The 15,862-nt window shown below is 74.6% G+C and carries 15 protein-coding genes; 9 read left to right on the plus strand and 6 right to left on the minus strand.

The window, feature by feature from the left end; genetic code table 11:
- Window positions 1-4: 4 nt before the first annotated feature.
- A complete protein-coding gene (locus tag ABT014_RS16465) occupies window positions 5-2,095 on the minus strand; it encodes an AMP-binding protein (RefSeq protein WP_350639448.1) in 2,091 nt (696 codons plus the stop codon).
- A 333-nt stretch (window positions 2,096-2,428) separates the two neighbouring features.
- On the opposite strand from ABT014_RS16465, the gene ABT014_RS16470 reads away from it, so the two are divergent.
- Entirely contained in the window at window positions 2,429-3,073 is a 645-nt protein-coding gene (locus tag ABT014_RS16470) for an HNH endonuclease family protein (protein ID WP_350639449.1), read from the plus strand.
- 82 nt (window positions 3,074-3,155) lie between these two features.
- On the opposite strand, the gene ABT014_RS16475 is transcribed toward ABT014_RS16470, so the two are convergent.
- A complete protein-coding gene (locus ABT014_RS16475; protein ID WP_350639450.1) occupies window positions 3,156-3,644 on the minus strand; it encodes a glutathione peroxidase in 489 nt (162 codons plus the stop codon).
- A 249-nt stretch (window positions 3,645-3,893) separates the two neighbouring features.
- Between ABT014_RS16475 and ABT014_RS16480 the strand changes: the two genes are divergently transcribed.
- Window positions 3,894-4,571 (plus strand): Tat pathway signal sequence domain protein, encoded by a 678-nt coding sequence (locus tag ABT014_RS16480; protein WP_350639451.1) that lies wholly within the window; start codon window positions 3,894-3,896, stop codon window positions 4,569-4,571.
- Between the two features lie 143 nt (window positions 4,572-4,714).
- A complete protein-coding gene (locus tag ABT014_RS16485) occupies window positions 4,715-5,239 on the plus strand; it encodes a carboxymuconolactone decarboxylase family protein (protein ID WP_350639452.1) in 525 nt (174 codons plus the stop codon).
- 83 nt (window positions 5,240-5,322) lie between these two features.
- Here ABT014_RS16485 and ABT014_RS16490 read toward each other — a convergent pair whose 3' ends face one another.
- Window positions 5,323-5,895, minus strand: a complete 573-nt coding sequence (locus ABT014_RS16490; RefSeq protein ID WP_350639453.1) for a class I SAM-dependent methyltransferase — start codon at window positions 5,893-5,895, stop codon at window positions 5,323-5,325.
- 55 nt (window positions 5,896-5,950) lie between these two features.
- Between ABT014_RS16490 and ABT014_RS16495 the strand changes: the two genes are divergently transcribed.
- A complete protein-coding gene (locus ABT014_RS16495) occupies window positions 5,951-6,718 on the plus strand; it encodes an AraC family transcriptional regulator (protein ID WP_350639454.1) in 768 nt (255 codons plus the stop codon).
- Between the two features lie 36 nt (window positions 6,719-6,754).
- Here ABT014_RS16495 and ABT014_RS16500 read toward each other — a convergent pair whose 3' ends face one another.
- Entirely contained in the window at window positions 6,755-7,864 is a 1,110-nt protein-coding gene (locus ABT014_RS16500) for an FAD-dependent oxidoreductase (protein WP_350639455.1), read from the minus strand.
- A gap of 124 nt (window positions 7,865-7,988) precedes the next feature.
- Here ABT014_RS16500 and ABT014_RS16505 point away from each other — a divergent pair, with 124 nt between their 5' ends.
- Complete coding sequence (locus ABT014_RS16505; protein WP_350639456.1) at window positions 7,989-8,582, plus strand: TetR/AcrR family transcriptional regulator; 594 nt, start codon at window positions 7,989-7,991, stop codon at window positions 8,580-8,582.
- Between the two features lie 41 nt (window positions 8,583-8,623).
- Here ABT014_RS16505 and ABT014_RS16510 read toward each other — a convergent pair whose 3' ends face one another.
- Both ABT014_RS16510 and ABT014_RS16515 read right to left on the minus strand, forming a co-directional pair.
- On the minus strand, window positions 8,624-9,682 hold the full coding sequence (locus ABT014_RS16510; RefSeq protein ID WP_350639457.1) for an alpha/beta hydrolase: 1,059 nt from the start codon (window positions 9,680-9,682) through the stop codon (window positions 8,624-8,626).
- A gap of 65 nt (window positions 9,683-9,747) precedes the next feature.
- Complete coding sequence (locus ABT014_RS16515; RefSeq protein WP_350639458.1) at window positions 9,748-10,650, minus strand: LysR family transcriptional regulator; 903 nt, start codon at window positions 10,648-10,650, stop codon at window positions 9,748-9,750.
- A 589-nt stretch (window positions 10,651-11,239) separates the two neighbouring features.
- On the opposite strand from ABT014_RS16515, the gene ABT014_RS16520 reads away from it, so the two are divergent.
- From ABT014_RS16520 to ABT014_RS16535, 4 genes are all read left to right on the plus strand, one after another.
- Window positions 11,240-11,971 carry a DUF4142 domain-containing protein gene (locus tag ABT014_RS16520; RefSeq protein WP_350639459.1) on the plus strand — a complete coding sequence of 244 codons (732 nt, stop codon included), beginning with the start codon at window positions 11,240-11,242 and terminating at the stop codon, window positions 11,969-11,971.
- 82 nt (window positions 11,972-12,053) lie between these two features.
- Entirely contained in the window at window positions 12,054-13,439 is a 1,386-nt protein-coding gene (locus ABT014_RS16525; RefSeq protein ID WP_350639460.1) for a DUF1996 domain-containing protein, read from the plus strand.
- 217 nt (window positions 13,440-13,656) lie between these two features.
- The gene (locus tag ABT014_RS16530) at window positions 13,657-14,406 is read left to right on the plus strand and encodes a ferric reductase-like transmembrane domain-containing protein (protein ID WP_350639461.1); all 750 of its coding nucleotides are present in this window, start codon (window positions 13,657-13,659) and stop codon (window positions 14,404-14,406) included.
- Window positions 14,403-15,839 (plus strand): NADH-ubiquinone oxidoreductase-F iron-sulfur binding region domain-containing protein, encoded by a 1,437-nt coding sequence (locus ABT014_RS16535; RefSeq protein WP_350639462.1) that lies wholly within the window; start codon window positions 14,403-14,405, stop codon window positions 15,837-15,839. The genes ABT014_RS16530 and ABT014_RS16535 overlap by 4 nt, the downstream gene beginning before the upstream one ends.
- Window positions 15,840-15,862 lie beyond the last annotated feature (23 nt).

Consider the following 15,862-nt stretch of genomic DNA (forward strand, 5'->3'; position numbering starts at 1 on the left):
CCCGTCAGGCCCGGACCGGCGTCCGGGCCTGACGGGCGAGGAAGCGCAGCACCACCGCCGCCGCCACCATCAGCGCCACGTTGAAGGCGTAGCCCAGCGCCGCCTGGTCCGGCCAGTCGTGCCGGCCGGTGGTGCGGTAGAGGTTGTCCTGCGGCCACCAGGAGGCCAGCAGCCAGACCAGGGCCAGCCGGGTGAGGAAGGTCAGCCCGGCCGGTCGGTCGTGCCGGGCCAGCGCCGAGCCGCTCAGGAACAGCACGGCGATGCCCAGGCCGAAGCCCACCGACTCGCAGACGTACAGGAGTTGGAACAGGATGGCCCAGGGCTGGGGCACCAGGTCCACGTCCGTGGAGCCGGGCCAGAGCAGATCGGTGAACAGCCAGGACAGCACGGCGAACAGGGCGGTCACGGCGAACCACGCGCCCGGGCCCGGTCCGGACGCGGGCCAGGAGCCCGCGCCCTTGCCGGCGTGCGCCCGGCCGGTCTTGCCCGACCGGGCGCCGTCCGCCGGTGCGGCCGGGACCGGCAGTGCGGCGCGGTCCAGCTTGCCCGCCCGGGTGCGCGGCAGTTCGGGCAGCGGCACCACGGCCGCCGGCACCGAGCCGGCGGGTAGCCGCTCGGCGAGGTGGGCGCGCAGCGCCCATGGGTCCAGTACCTCGCCCGCCACCGGCACGGCGTACGCGACCAGGGCGGGCGGCCGCGCCGGGGTCCGGCCGGCCCGTGCGGCCGGGACGGCCGGTGGTACCGGTGCCACGGGGGCCACCGCGCACTCGCGGACCTGCGGATGGCCGCGCAGCACCGCCTCGATCTCGGCGGCCGTCACCGTCTGCGGGCCGAGGTCGCGGCCGACGAACTCCAGCAGGCCGTCCGGTCGCAGCCGCCCGAGGTCGCCGGTGCGGTGCAGCCGCCCGCCGGCCCCCTCCGCGACGCCGGCGGATCCCTTCACGGCGCCGGCGGCCTCCGGCCGGTGCAGGTGGCCGCGGCCGACCCCCGGGCCGGCCAGGCAGATCTCGCCGACCTCGCCCGGTGCCACCGGCTGCCCGGCGGCGTCCAGCAGCCGCACCTCGGTCCCGGGGAAGGGCACGCCGATCAGCGAGATCCGCTCGGGGTGCTCCGGCGGGTCCGCCAGGGTGGCCGGGTCGAAGTAGGTGCTGTCCACGGCCGCCTCGGCGACCCCGTAGACGTTGATGTGCCGCACGCCGGGGCCGAGGTAGCGCTGGATCCGCAACTGCTCGTCCAGGTACCACTTCTCGGCGCCGACGGTGAGTAGCCGGACCTCGCCCAGCTCCAGACCGAGCGGCTGGATGTGGTCGAACAGCCGGCGCAGCAGATGGACGTTGGTCTCCATCACGGTGACCCGCTCGCCGACCACCAGCTCGTGCAGCTCGCGCAGGTCGGCGGTGCGGTCGAGGGTGTAGTTGCGCCGGGCCATCACCAGGGTGGCGCCGGTGCCGAGCGCGCGCAGCCAGTCCGCGGTGAAGACGTCGAACTCCAGCGTGGCGGTCTGCAGGATCCGGTCGGCCGCGGTGAGCCCGTACACCTGCTGCCAGCCCCGGTACGCGGACAGCAGGTTGCGGTGCTCGACCAGCGCGCCCTTGGCCGGGCCGGTGGAGCCCGAGGTGTAGAACACGCAGGCCGGGTCGGCCGGGCCGACCGTCACCGGCGGTGCGGTGGCGAGCAGTTCGGCGAGCTCCGGCTCGACCGTGTCCAGGCAGAGCACCGGACAGCGGCCGGCGTCGGCCAGCCGGACCCGGTGCACCTCCTCGGTGATCACCAGCGCCGGGTCCGCGTCGGCCAGCACGTGGCGGATCATTTTGTCCGGCCCGGTCGGTTCCAGCGGCAGGTACGCCGCGCCCGCCTTGAGCACCGCGAGCAGCGCCGCCAGCACCGCGGGCCCCCGCCCCATCGCCACCGCGGCCGGCCGGTCCGGCCCCAGCCCGAGTGCCACCAGCCGGTGCGCCAACCGGTTGGCCCGGGCGTCGAGTTCACCGTAGGTGAGCTGCTCGCGCCCGCACACCACCGCCACCGCCTGCGGTGACCTGCGCGTCTGTTCCTCGAACAGGCCGTGCACGGTCTGCGCCTGTGTCGTCGTCGTCATCGCGGATTCCCCTCCCTGCGTCGGCAGGACCACGCCGATCCTGCCCGCCCCCACCGACAGTGTGCATCCGGTACTCCACTGTGACGCCCGCAGGTCGTGCGGTAGTTGCACTTCCGTCACCGGTTCGGGACCTCGATCGGACGGGGGCCCGGCGCCGCCCCGCAGGAGCCGTTGGGGGAGCCGTCGAGGGAGGGCCACACAGGGCCTCCGCAGCCGGGGGAAAGTGTTCACCTCCCGGGTCTATGCGCGTAAACCCGTGGCACGCCAGGCTGGTTGACCGTCCGACAGGTACATGTCGGACCCTCGCCCCCGCCGCGCCCCCAGGAGTCCCGCATGCCCGCGAACCGCCCGCTGCGCCGCACCGCCGCCGCCGTCGCCACCGCCCTGCTCACCGCCACCGCGCTGCTGGCCGGCACCGGTTCGGCCGAGGCCGCGCTGCCCACCCCGGTCTCCACCGCCACCGCCAAGACCTACCTGGCCACCCTGTCGGTCACCGCCGAATCGCACACCTCGACCTACGACCGCGCGCTCTTCCCGCTCTGGATCACCGTCTCCGGCACCTGCAACACCCGCGAGACCGTGCTCAAGCGGGACGGCAGCGGGGTGAGCGTGGACTCCGCGTGCGCCGCCGTCAGCGGCAGCTGGACCTCGGTGTACGACGGGGCCACCACCACCAACTCCTCCAGCTTCGACATCGACCACCTGGTGCCGCTGGCCGAGGCCTGGCGCTCGGGTGCCTGGGCGTGGAGCACCGCGCAGCGGCAGGCCTTCGCCAACGACCTCACCCGGCCCCAGCTGCTCGCGGTCTCGGCGAGCTCCAACCGCTCCAAGGGCGACCAGGACCCGTCGACCTGGCTGCCGCAGGCCTCCTACCGCTGCACCTACACCCGCGCCTGGGTGCAGGTGAAGCACTACTACGGCCTCAGCGTGGACAGCGCCGAGAAGTCCGCCCTGACCTCGCTGCTGAACGGCTGCTGAAACGTTCCGCCCGGGTGGCGCACCGCATCGGTTGCGGGGCGCCACCCGGGCGGTTGCCGTCGATCGGGCGGGAAGCCGTCGATCAGGCGGGGAGCTGGGCCTCGATCGCGGCGATCAGCTCCTCGGCCTCCGGCTCGGTGCGGGGGCGGAACCGGCCGGCCACCGTGCCGTCCGGGGCGATCAGGAACTTCTCGAAGTTCCACTGCACGTCCCCGGCCGCGCCCTCGGCGTCGGCGGATTCGGTCAGCCGGGCGTACAGCGGGTGGCGGTCCTCGCCGTTCACGTCCAGCTTCTCGAACAGCGGGAAGGACACACCGTAGGTGGTGGAGCAGAAGGTCTGGATCTCCTCCTCCGAGCCGGGCTCCTGGCCGGCGAACTGGTTGCACGGGAAGCCCAGCACGGTGAAGCCGCGCTCCGCGTAGCGCTGCTGCAGCCGCTCCAGGCCGGCGTACTGCGGGGTGAGGCCGCACTTGGAGGCCACGTTCACCAGCAGCAGGGCCTTGCCCTTGTGGTCCGCCAGCGAGGCGGGCGCGCCCGCGAGGGTGTGCAGCGGGATGTCGTAGAGGCTCAACGGGGATCCTTCGGTCGGGTGCGGGAGTCTTCCGCAGTGCGACAACCGATGGGCCGGTCCGGGTGTTCCCAGCTGGGGCGCAGTGGCGGTTCCACTCTTACTGACAAAAAGTCAGCAAGTTCGACGCCATGCCTTGACGGTGCACGGACACCGCTCTACAACGTAGTCAGCTCCCCGGTCCCCGCGTCCGCCGGGAGCCAGCGAAAGTTCGTCTTCTCGATCCCCCCTCACCGAGGAAGAGGCTTTCCCATGCGCATCCACCGCCAGCTCGCCGTCCCCGCCGCCGCCGTCGCCCTGCTCGCCCTCGGTACGCTGCCCGCCACCGCCGCGCCCGGCCCCGTCGCCGCCACCCCGGTGCTGACCGCCGGCGCCGCCGGCACCGCCGTCGCCGTGGGCGACGTGCTCGGCGCGCCGCTCGCCGCGAGCACCCGCGCCACCTTCTACTCCACCGCCACCAGCACGACCGGCGTCACCTGCACCACCTCCCAGCTCGCCGCCACCGTGCTCGGCAACCCCGCCGCCCCCGGCACCGCCACCGAGTCGCTGACCGGGCTCACCTTCGGCTCCTGCACCAGCAACGTCACCGGCGTGACCTCCGTGCGCAGCCTGACGGTCGGCAGCCTCCCCTACCGGGTCGCCGTCGACGACGGCCCCGGGCTCCCGGTGACCCTCACCGGCGGCGCCGCGCCGATCCAGGCCACCGCCGTGCTCAACTCCTGGTTCGGCAACCTCACCTGCAGCTACCAGCTGAGCGGCGCGTTCTCCGGCAACGCCGACAACGCCGCGCACAGCCTGGCCTTCCACAACGAGCACTTCGCCAAGAGCGGCGGCTCGGTCCTGTGCCCCGCCGACGGCTACTTCTCCGCGACCTACGGGCCGGTGGCCGACACCAGCCTGCCCGGCGGCCCCGCGGTCCAGGTCAACTGACCGGCCCGCCCCGGTGCCCGTCCGGCGCCGGGGCGAGCACGGTCCGGAGGTCGGGGCGGTCCGGTCGGGGCTCGTCACATCCGGGCGACGGGATCCGTCAGCCCGGTAGAGGCAGCAGCGACCACCGAGCGGAAGGCCCCGCCATGAACGCGACCACCACCCCCACCACCCCCACCATGACCGCCGAGCAGGCCGCGCCCGGGTCGCGGATGCCGGATCCGACCGAGCTGGTCCCGGAGCTCAAGGAACTCGGCGGCTGGCTCTACCGGGCCACCGGGAACCGGTCGGTCCCGCGCGCCACGATCGGTCTGGTCCACCTGCGCGCGGGCCAGCTCGTCGGCTCGGCCTACCTGACCGCGATGCACTCGGGCCTGCTGCGCAAGGCGGGCGAGCGCGACGAGCGGATCGATGCCGTCGCGGCCTGGCGCACCGCCACCTGCTTCACCGGGGCGGAGCTGGCCGCGCTGGCCCTGGTCGAGGCGGTCCTGACCCCGAACCCGGACGGCGAGCGGGTCCCCGACGGGCTGTACGAGGAGGCTGCCCGGCACTACGACCCCACCGCGCTGGCCACCCTCACGATCGCGATCGGACAGGTGAACTTCTTCGTCCCGCTCGCCCTGATCGGCAAGCCCGTGCCGGGTGTCGCCCAGTCGGAGCAGTGGACCTGACCGGCCGCCGGCCGCCCCGGGCCTCCGGGGCGGCCGACCGGCCCCGACCGGCCCCGACCGGCCCCGACCGGCCGACCGGGCGGTCACGGCCGGTGCGCCCGGAAGCGGACCCGGCGGCCCCGGCCGTCGAGGCCGGTGGCGACACCGGTGAACCCGGCCGCCGTCAGCCGGGCCGGCAGGCCGTCCGGGTCGAGGGTGTTCATGGTGTCCCCGACGTGCAGGGCGCGGAAGGGCACGCTGGGCAGGCTGTCGCTCCCCGCGAACACGCCGCCGGGCCGCAGCACCCGGAACGCCTCGGCGAAGATCCGGTCCTGGTGGAGGTCGGTCGGCACGTGGTGCAGCATCGTGAAGCAGACCACCGCGGAGAAGGCGCCGTCCGGCAGCGTCAGCTCGGCCGCGTCGCCGAGCAGGACCCGGGCCCGGTCGCCGTACCGCCGCTCCAGCAGCCGTACGGTGGCCGGGTCGATCTCCACCGCGGTCAGCCGCGCGACCCGCTCCACCAGCACCCGCAGGTTCGCCCCGTACCCGGGCCCGAGCTCCAGCACGTCGTCGCCCAGGTCGAGGCCCTCCAGGGCCCAGGGCAGGATCTGTTCCTCGGTCGTCCGCGCCCACGTGCGCGAGCTGCACAGTCTCTTGTGCGCTGAATTCATCGGCATGCGACGAAGCCTGCCGGGGCCCGGCTTCGAGCACGACGGGCTAGGCTGCCAACCGATGTCGCGTTCCGGACAGCAGGATGCCGGCCCGTCGGCGGTGGCCGTCGGGACCTTCTCCCTGCCGCGCGGCCACTGGTTCCCGCTGCACGAGCACCCGGTCCACCAGCTGGCCTGGTCGAGCACCGGACTGCTGGCCGTCCGGGTCGAGGCCGGGAGCTGGCTGCTGCCGCCCACCATGGCGCTGTGGATCCCCTGCGGCGTGCGGCACGCGACCGGGACCACCGACGGGGCGCTCATGCGCAGCCCGTACGTCGCCCCCGAGCGGTGCCCGCTCGGCTGGCCGGATCCCACGGTGGTGGCGGTGCCGCCGTTGCTGCGCGACCTGATCGAGCACCTCGGCCGGCCCGAACTGGCGCCGGCCGCGCGCGGGCGGGCCGAGGCGGTGCTCTTCGACCTGCTCCACCCGCTCCCGGTACGGACGGTCACCGTCGTCCACCCCACCGATCCGCGCGCCCGCCGGGTCGCCCGGGCGCTGGCCGCCGACCCCGGCGAGGACCGCACGCTGGAGTCCTGGGGCGTGGTCGTGGGGGCGAGCGGCCGAACCCTGGCCCGGCTGTTCGCGGCCGAGACGGGGGTCAGTTTCGGCCGCTGGCGCGAGCAGCTGCGGATGCAGGCCGCGATCCCGCTGCTCGCCGGGGGGCTGACGGTCGAGGCGGTGGCCCTGCGGGTCGGCTACGCCTCGGCCAGCTCGTTCGTCGCGGCCTTCCGGCGCACCCTCGGCCTGACCCCGCGCCAGTACGTGCGGGGCGGCGACCGGCCGGGCTGACCAGGCCGTGCCGAGCCTGGCCCGGGCCGCCGGGGTTCAGCCGGCCGCGGCGGGCACCAGGTGGTCGAGCCCCTGCGCGCTGCCGGTCGCGGCCTCGGCCGAGCGCGGCAGCATGGTGCGCTCGTAGGCGCGGACGGCCTCGCCGATCCCGGCGCCGGACACCAGCGCGTGGGCGAGGTCGGCGCCGTCGAGCATGGCCAGGTTGGCGCCGAGGCCGACCGGCGGCATCAGGTGCGCGGCGTCGCCGAGCAGCGTGACGCCGGGCACGTGCTCCCAGCCGTGCGGGGCGGGCAGGACGTGCAGCGGCCGGTTGACGAAACCGTGGTCGCTGGTGCGCAGCAGGTCGCGCAGGCTCTCCGCCCAGTCGTCGAGCAGGGTCGCCAGCCGGTCCCGTACGGCCTGCCGGTCGGCGAGGTCGACGCCGCCGGTCCGGTGCCAGTCCTCCGGTGCGCGCAGCGCGAGGTAGGCGCGGATGTGGCCGTTGCTGTTGCGCTGGGCGACCAGCGAGCGCCCCGCCCCCTTCACCAGCAGCGACCCGTTGCCGACCAGCCGGGCGAGCCCGGGGTGCCGGGTGTCGCAGTCGTCGAAGCCGGTCTCGAGGAAGGTGACGCCGGTGTAGCGGGGCACGGCGGACGACAGGGCCGGGCGGACCCGGGACCAGGCGCCGTCGGCGCCGACCACCAGGTCGAAGTCCTCGGTGCTGCCGTCCCCGAGGAGCAGCCGGCAGCTGCCGTCCGGGAGCGGGGTGACCGCGCGCACCGCCCGGCCCCAGCGGACGGTGCCCTCGGCGAGCGAGTCGAGCAGCAGGCCGCGCAGCTGGCCCCGGTCGATCTCCGGCCGGCCGCCGTCCGGGGTGGGTCCGTGCCGGGCCACGAGCGCGCCGGTGGCGGGGTCGAGCACCCGCCACTCGTCGCCCTCGGGCCGGGCGAGGTCGTGGAACCGGTCGAGCAGTCCGGCCGAGCGGAGGGCGGCCTGGCCGGTGTCGGCGTGCATGTCGAGGCTGCCGCCCTGCGGTCGGGTGTCGGCGGACGCCTCGCGTTCGAGGACGGTGACGGGGTGGCCGTGCCGCTGGAGGACACGGGCGCAGGTGAGGCCGCCGAGGCCGGCGCCGACGACGGCGATGCGGGGAGTGCGGGCAGGGTGCACGGGACGTCCTTGGGGAGGTGGGTGTGGTGCCGGCGAGTCCCGGCACCCTCACGAAACCACACTCACTCAATAAGTGCAATGACTCAACTTTTGGGGTGGATTCACCTCGGGGTAGGGTGGGCGGGTGACCGAATCGACCGGGCGCCGCGAGCGCAAGAAGGCCCAGACCCGCCAGTCCCTCGCCGACGCGGCGCTCGAACTCTTCCTCGAGCGCGGGTACGACCAGGTCGGCGTCAAGGACATCGCCGACCGCGCGGACGTCTCGGTGACCACCCTGTTCAAGCACTTCTCCGGCAAGGAGGCGCTGGTCTTCGACCAGGAGGACGACCAGGAGGCGGGGCTGGTGGCCGCCGTGCGCGACCGGCCGCCGGGCCGGACGATCCCGCAGGCCCTGCGCGAGCACCTGCTGCTGGCGCAGACCCGGTTCGCGGTCCAGGCCGCGGACCCGCGGTTCGGTGACTTCCAGCGGATGGTGCGGGACACCCCGGCGCTGTCCGACTACTCCCACCGCATGTGGATGCGCCACGAGGCGGCGCTGGCGGGGGCCATCGCCGAGGCCGTGGGCGCGCCCGCGGACGACATCGGCTGTGCGGCGCTGGCCCGGTTCGCGCTGGAGTCCCGCACCCTCATCCAGCGGCACGCCGAGCCGCGCCGCGCCGCCGACGAGGCCTTCGCGCTGCTCGAACACGGCTGGGCCGCGGCGCACCCGGACAGCTGAGGGCCTCGCCGTGCGGGCCGGCCGGTCTCAGGCGGCCGGTGTCAGGCGGCCGGGCCCGGCCGCCCGGCCGGTGCGTCGAGGACGCGGCGCAGCCAGCGGGCCCGGGCGTTGCGGGCGTCCCGGGCCAGGGCGGCGTCCGGCGCCAGCGAGTCGAAACCGTGGAACGCGCCGGGCCAGACGTGCAGTTCGGCCTGGCCGCCGGCCTGCCAGATCGCGTTCGCGTAGGCCACGTCCTCGTCCCGGAAGGTCTCGGCCGAGCCGACCTCGATGTAGGCGGGGGGCAGCCCGGTCAGGTCGGTGGCGCGCGCGGGCGCCGCGTACGGGGGCAGGTCCGGGGCTCCGTAGCGGTCGCCGAGCAGGGCCTGCCAGGCGGTGGCGTTGGAGGTGCGGTCCCACAGGTCGACGCCGGCCATCTGGTGACCGGAGAAGGTGGCGTTGCGGTCGTCGATCATCGGGCAGAGCAGCAGCTGCCCGATCGGCCGCGGGCCGCCGCGGTCGCGGGTCAGCAGGGCGAGCGCCGCGGCGAGCCCGCCGCCCGCGCTCTTGCCGCCGATGACGATGCGCTCCGGGTCCAGGCCCAGCCCGGCCCCGTGCGCGGCGACCCAGCGCAGCCCGGCGTAGCAGTCCTCCAGCGGGCCCGGGTAGCGGGTCTGCGGTGCGAGCCGGTACTCCACGGAGACGACCGCCAGTTCCGGGGTGAGGTCGCGCTCGCGCAGCAGCTGGGGGAGGACGGAGGCGGCGTTGCCGATCACCATCCCGCCGCCGTGCAGGTAGTACAGGACCGGCAGCGGCCCGGCGATCCCGGTGGGGCGGGCGCTGATCAGGGTGACCTCCGGCGCGTCCGGCGGCCCCGGCACGCGGTGTTCGGCCACCTCGAAGCGGCCGTCCGCGCCGAGCTCCCGCAGGGTGGGGCGCGGCCGGACGGCGGCGTCCTGCTGCTGGCGGGCGGCGAGGTTCTCCGGGGTGAGCGGGTCCCGCAGGGCGTCCCCGAACTCGTCGAGCACGGCGGCGAGCTCGTGGTCGAGCGGCGGTGCGACCGCGGGGGCCGGGGTGGCCGTCGCCGGGTGCGTGGGCGCGGGGATCGCTCGCGTGGTGTCCATACCGAGCAGTCAACCACCCGGTGGACGGCCGCCGGGGTCGCTCCGGGTGAAGATCGCCGGCCGGCTCACGGCGTCGGGGCCGTGGCGGCGACCTCGCGCAGCAGCGGCAGCAGGATCTGCTCGTAGGTCGTCAGCGGGCGGGCCAGGGTCCAACTGGCCGTCACCGTGCGGTGCTCGGGCCCGGGGTGGACGGTGAGTGCGGCCAGCGCGCCGTGCCGGAGTTCGAGGCGCACCGAGCTCTGCGGCACCAGGCCGATCCCGAGGCCGATCCGGACCGCCTCCTTGATGCCGTCGGTGCCCCACAGGTCGAGGGTGCGGGCGCCGGACAGTTCCCAGCCGTGCAGCAGGTCCTTCAGCTGGCTGCGGGTCTGCGACCCGTTCTCGCGCAGCAGGAAGGTCTCGCCCGCCAGGTCGGCGGGGGTGAGCCGGCGGCCGGCCAGCCGGTGGTCGGGCGGGCAGATCAGCAGCATGGCGTCCTCGGCGAGCCGCTCCGAGCGGTACCGGCCGGGCGGCAGCGGGCCGGCGCTGAGGCCGATGCCGGTCCGGCCCTCCTCCAGGGCGGCGGCTAGCTGGTCGGCGGTACTGATCGCGAGGGTGAACTGCGCCTCCGGCTCCCGGCGCCGCAGCTCCCGCAGCACGGACGGCAGGAACTGCCCGCCGAGGGTGCTGGTGCTGCCGATCACCAGCGGTTCCCGGTGCAGCAGGGCCGCCGCGCGGACCGCCTCCACCGCCTGGTCGGCCAGCGCCAGCACCTCCTTGGTCTGTGCCAGCAGGACCTCACCGGCCAGGGTCGGCCGGATCTTCGGGCCCGAGCGGTCGACCAGCTGGGTGCGCAGGGCTATCTCCAGGCTCTGCACCTGTTTCGAGACGGACGACTGGCTCAGGAACAGGACCTGGGCGGCGGCCGAGAACCCCTCGCATTCGATGACCTGGGCGAAGATCGCCAGTTGATTGAGGTTCAGTCGCATGCGGCCTCGCTCGCGTCCGGAAGGTGTGGGACACAGGGGCGGCGCGGGGCTACGGCGGCCCGGCCGGTAGGGCAATGTACCGTGCGGCCGGGTCCGCGCCACAGTACGGATCCACCTGCGGAGTTGTCCGGCCCGGCGGCCGGGCCGCGGGTGCTGCCCGCGCACTCCTCCCACGTGCGCCGACGGCCGCGCCGGGGCCCGGCCGCGAACGGGTGGGAGCGGGGTGCACAGCGCGCCCGATGGTAAAGAAAAGGCAAAGTGACGGGACGAAACCTCGGAACCGGCCTCTTTCTCTGATGACCGGCCCGCACGTGGCCGGCAGATCCCAGGGAGGTGTTCCGATGCACCCCTGCCCCGACGGTCGAGCGGCAGCGAGCTTTCCGTCCCACAGCCCTCTGCCGCTCGGCCGTCGGCCGGCGCAGCGGCGCCGCAGACGCCACGCGACCACCGTGCGCGCCACCCGTTCCTGACCGTTCCGGAATTCCGTGATGTCGACCGGGGCGATGCTCCACCGCGATCCCGGCAGCCGCCGGAAGGAATTCCGGCGGCGGGCCGCGCGATCCCCAGCCCCGGCGTGATGAGGAAACAGATGTCATCTTCGAGGAAGAAGCGCGGATCCGGGAATTCCGCCTACGGCCTGCCGCAGGTGAGCCGGTTCCCGCGATCGTTCGCCACGCTTCTGGTGATCGTGGCCATGCTCTCCACGGCGGCGGCGCTGCTGCTGCCCGTGCTGCGCTCGGCGGGCGCGTACCGCACCCCGGCGGCGGCGGAGCAGGCACCGGGGACGGTCCAGACCCCGTCCGGCCCGCTGACACCGCTCGACCGGGACTTCGTCAAACGGGTCCGGCTCGCCGGACTGTGGGAGATCCCCGCAGGTCGGATGGCCCTCGCCAAGGGGGGAACCCCGGAGGTGAAGACCGCCGGCCAGCACCTGATCGACGGGCACACCGAGCTCGACCGGGCCGACCTGGACACCGCCCGGACCCTGGGGCTCGAGGTCCCCGACGAACCCAACGCCCAGCAGAAGGCCTGGCTGCAGACGCTGGACGCGGCCCAGGGCGACGATTTCGACCGGCAGTTCGCCAACATCGTGCGCAGTGCGCACGGCCAGGTGTTCGCCGTCGTCGCCCAAGTGCGGGCCAGCACCCAGAATTCCACCGTCCGGGACCTCGCGACGCTGGCCAATTCCACCGTGCTGGACCACATGACGGTGCTGGAGGACACCAAGTTGGTGGAATTCGGCAAACTCGCCGCACCGCCGTCCGGCACCGCGTCGCCGAGCACGAGCCCGGTCCCGGCGCCCGGCACGACCCAGCGTTAGCGGAATCCGGCCCGAAAAGGCCTTCCAAGGCTGTCCACGGCCTGCACCGGCAGGCCCCGATCCCGTTCCGAGGATGCGAAGCATGAGGATTCACAAACGTGGCAGGTCGAAGCGGAGACTGCTGGCGGTGCTGGTGGCCGGCGTACTGGCGATCAGCGGCGCGTCGGTACTCGCGGCGGCGGCGTTCGCCGGGCAGCGGCCCTGGCGGTCGCAGGCGGCCGCCGCGCAGGTGGGCACGGTGGCCTGCGCCGACGTCGGCGCGAGCCTGGCCACCGTGCCGGAGGCCGCCCAACCCGACGTCGACCAGGATCTCGCCGACCTCGACGGCCAGGTGGCGGACGCCTACCGCACCCTCTCCGAGCCCGGCTCCGGCGGTGGCGAGCAGCGGGTCATGGCCACCCTCGCCGATCAGCGGTCGGCGACCCTGCGCAAGCTCTCGGCGAGCGCCGGACCGGACGCCGGCCTGCCCGCGGACGTCAGCGGGCTGGCCCGCTGCTCGATCCGCCGGGACCTGGTCGTCGACGCCTCCGCCAAGGAGTACGGCCCCGAGGGGCAGGGCGTCGCGGCCGACCGCAGCAAGAGCTCGGGCGGCAAGTCCGGCCCGGGGCGCGGGTTCGTCGACATCAGGTCGGTCTCCCCGAACGTCGCCAAGCCTGCCCGTACCGGCCCGGCGAGCGGTACCTTCACCTCGCAGTGCGGGCGCAACGAGAACCGCCACCTCAACCCCGACAACGTGATCGTGGCACCCGGGGTGAGCAACGGCGCCCACCACATGCACGACTACGTGGGCAACCTCGCCACCAGCGCGTTCTCCTCCAACAACCGCCTCGCCGCCGCCGGCACGAGCTGCTCCAACGGCGACCAGTCCGCCTACTACTGGCCGGTGCTGCGCCTGCTCAACGGCGTCAACGAGAGCGACTTCAAGGCCCCCGGCGGCGGCAAGGACCGCAACGTCGGCCGGATCCTCAAGCCGGCCGAGGTCGGCATCACCTACAGCTCCGCCACCGGCAACAAGGTCCAGTCGATGACCCGCTTCCTGCGGATCATCACCGGCGACGCCAAGGCCCTCACCAACGGACCGGCCAACGCCCACGCCTCCTGGAGCTGCACCGGCTTCGAGGACCGCCAGCTCGCCGACAAGTACCCGATCTGCCCCAACGGCAGCCGGGTGGTGCGGACCCTGAAGTTCCCGGACTGCTGGGACGGCAAGAACATCGACAGCGCCAACCACCGCACCCACACGGCCTTCTCCCAGGCCAACGGGAGCTGCCCGAAGAACTTCCGGGCCATCCCGCAGCTGGTGGAGCGGGTCGCCTACGACGTGCCCACCGGGCAGCGCTTCGCCGTCGACAGCTTCCCCGAGCAACTGCACAACCCGATCACCGACCACGGGGACTTCATCAACGTGATGAACCGCGACCTGCTGGACCGGATGGTCGGCTGCATCAACGAGGGCCGTCGCTGCTGATCGCCCGAACGGGCCGCCACCGGGACGGAAACCCGGCGGCCCCGGGGGCCACGGGCCCCCACACGACCGGAGCAAGAAAACGCCGGAGGACACAGCAATGGTGACAGAGCAAGGGCACCGGGCCCGCCGTTCCGCCCAAGGGCGGGGGAGCGGAAGCCGCCGGGCGCAGGCGCCGGACGGGGCCGCCGGCGAGCAGTCCGGCACCGGGGGACGGCGCGTGGCCACGCTGTGGTCGCTCCTGCCGCTGCTGGCAGCAGGCCTCGGCGTGACGGCCGTCGCCGTCAACGGCGCCCTGCAGGCGTTCCTCGGGGTGGCCGCCGGGGTCATGGCCCTGGTGTCCTTCTCCTCCGCGGTCCTGTGGGGGCTCGCGGCGACCGACCGGCTGGTGCTGCGTCCGGTCCACCGGCTGGTCGCCCAGGCGATCCACCGCACGATGGGCGTCTCGGGCGTGGTCTTCCTCGTCCTGCACGTCTGGGTCAACCTGATCCAGCACCAGATCGGCGCGATCGCCGCCTTCGTGCCGTTCACCGACCCGAACCGGCCGGTGATCTTCGGCCTCGGCGTGCTCTCCGGCTACGTGCTGCTGGCCGTGGCGCTGGCCGGCGCGGCCCGCGGGGTGCTCGCCAGGACCGGCGAGGCCGGCCGGTGGCGGATCGTCCACATCTGCGCCTACCCGGCCTGGGGCGCGGGCCTGGTGCACGGCCTCAACGCCGGCCGCATGGCCGCCACCTGGGTGACCGTCCTGTACGGCCTCGCGGTGCTGGGCGTGATCGGCGCGCTCGGCCTGCGGCTGGCCTTCCAGGACCGCGGCGCCGCCCGCCGGCCCGGCGCGCCGCTGCGGATCCCGCTGCCGGGCCGCGAGCGGACCGAGGCCCGGCCGCCCGCGGCCGCACCGAGGCTCGGCCAGGACCTGCCCGGCCGCCAGCCGGTCGGCGCCGGCACCGGACGACGGCGGTTGGACGGATGAGCGGCGCACCCATCGCCTGGCTCGGCCGGCCGGTCCTGTTCGCCGGCCTGGAGCACGCCGAGCGGCTGGACTACCGCTCCCACCTGGTGGTCCACGGCCAACTGCCGGCGATGCAGGCCGAGGAGCTGGCCGAACTGGCCGAGAACGTCAACCTGCGCGGCCGCGGCGGGGCCGGCTTCCCGTTCGCCAGGAAGCTGCGCGCCGTGGTCAAGGCGGCCGCACGCCGCAAGGGCCGCCCGATCGTGGTGGTCAACGGAACGGAAGGAGAACCGAGTTGCCTGAAGGATGCCGCACTCCTGCTGCGCACCCCCCACCTGGTGCTGGACGGGGCCCTGCTGGCGGCCGAGTCGCTGGACGCCGAACAGGTGGCGCTCGGCGTGACCCGGGCGGACACCGAGCAGTCGCTGCGCCGGGCGCTGGCCGAGCGGCGGTCGACCCGCCTCCCGGTCTCCGTGGTCCGGCTGCCCGAGCGGTTCGTCTCGGGGGAGGGGAGCGCGCTGGCCCGCGGGATCACCAGCGGGATCGCCCTGCCGCGCGGCGGCGGCGTGCGGACCAGCGACAGCGGGGTCGGGGGCATGCCCACCCTGCTGTCCAACGCCGAGACCTACGCCCAACTCGCGGTAGCGGCACGGCTGGGGGCGCTGCCGTACCGCGAGGTGGGCACCCCGGCCGAACCCGGGACCGTCCTGCTCACGCTGGCCGGCGCCCAGGTGGTGGAGACGCCCGCGGGCGTACCGCTGCGCGAGCTGCTCGCGCTGTTCGACCTGGAGATCGGCCAGGGCGTGCTGGTCGGCGGCTACCACGGCAAGTGGCTCACCCCGGAGGCCGCCGCGGTCGCCGTGGTGTCCCGCGAGTCCTTCCAGCGCCTCGGTGGTGCGCTGGGCGCCGGCGCGATCCTGCCGTTGCCCGGCACCACCTGCCCGCTCGGCGAGGTGCTCCGGGTCGCCCGCTGGATGGCCGACGAGACGGCCGGCCAGTGCGGGCCGTGCTACCTCGGGCTGCCGGCCCTGGTCAAGGCGCTCGAGGAGGTGGTGCGGGGCGGCGGGCGCGCCGCCCTGGAGCTGGTGGAGACCCGGATGCGGGAGGTCACCGGACGGGGCGCGTGCAGCCACCCCGATGCTGCCTCGCGGTTCGTCGCCTCGTCCCTGGAGGTCTTCGCCGAGGACCTCGAACTCCACTCCTACCAGTACGGCTGCGGCCGGTCCGTGCAGGACGTGCTGCCGATGCCGGTGGCCGAGAGCGCCGGGTCCATCGTCGTGGACTGGACCCTCTGCGAGGCCCACGGCCTGTGCACCAGCGTGCTGCCCGAGGTGATCAGCCTGGGGGCGGACGGCTTCCCGGCCGCGGGCGTGATGCCCGTCCCGCCGCAGCTGCTCCAGAAGGCGGGCCGTGCGGTGGACCGCTGCCCCGCACTGGCGCTGCGGATCACCTGAGCCGCGCCCGCCCGCCACCCGGC

The sequence above is a fragment of the Kitasatospora sp. NPDC094015 genome, from assembly GCF_040304075.1.
Lineage (GTDB): Bacteria > Actinomycetota > Actinomycetes > Streptomycetales > Streptomycetaceae > Kitasatospora.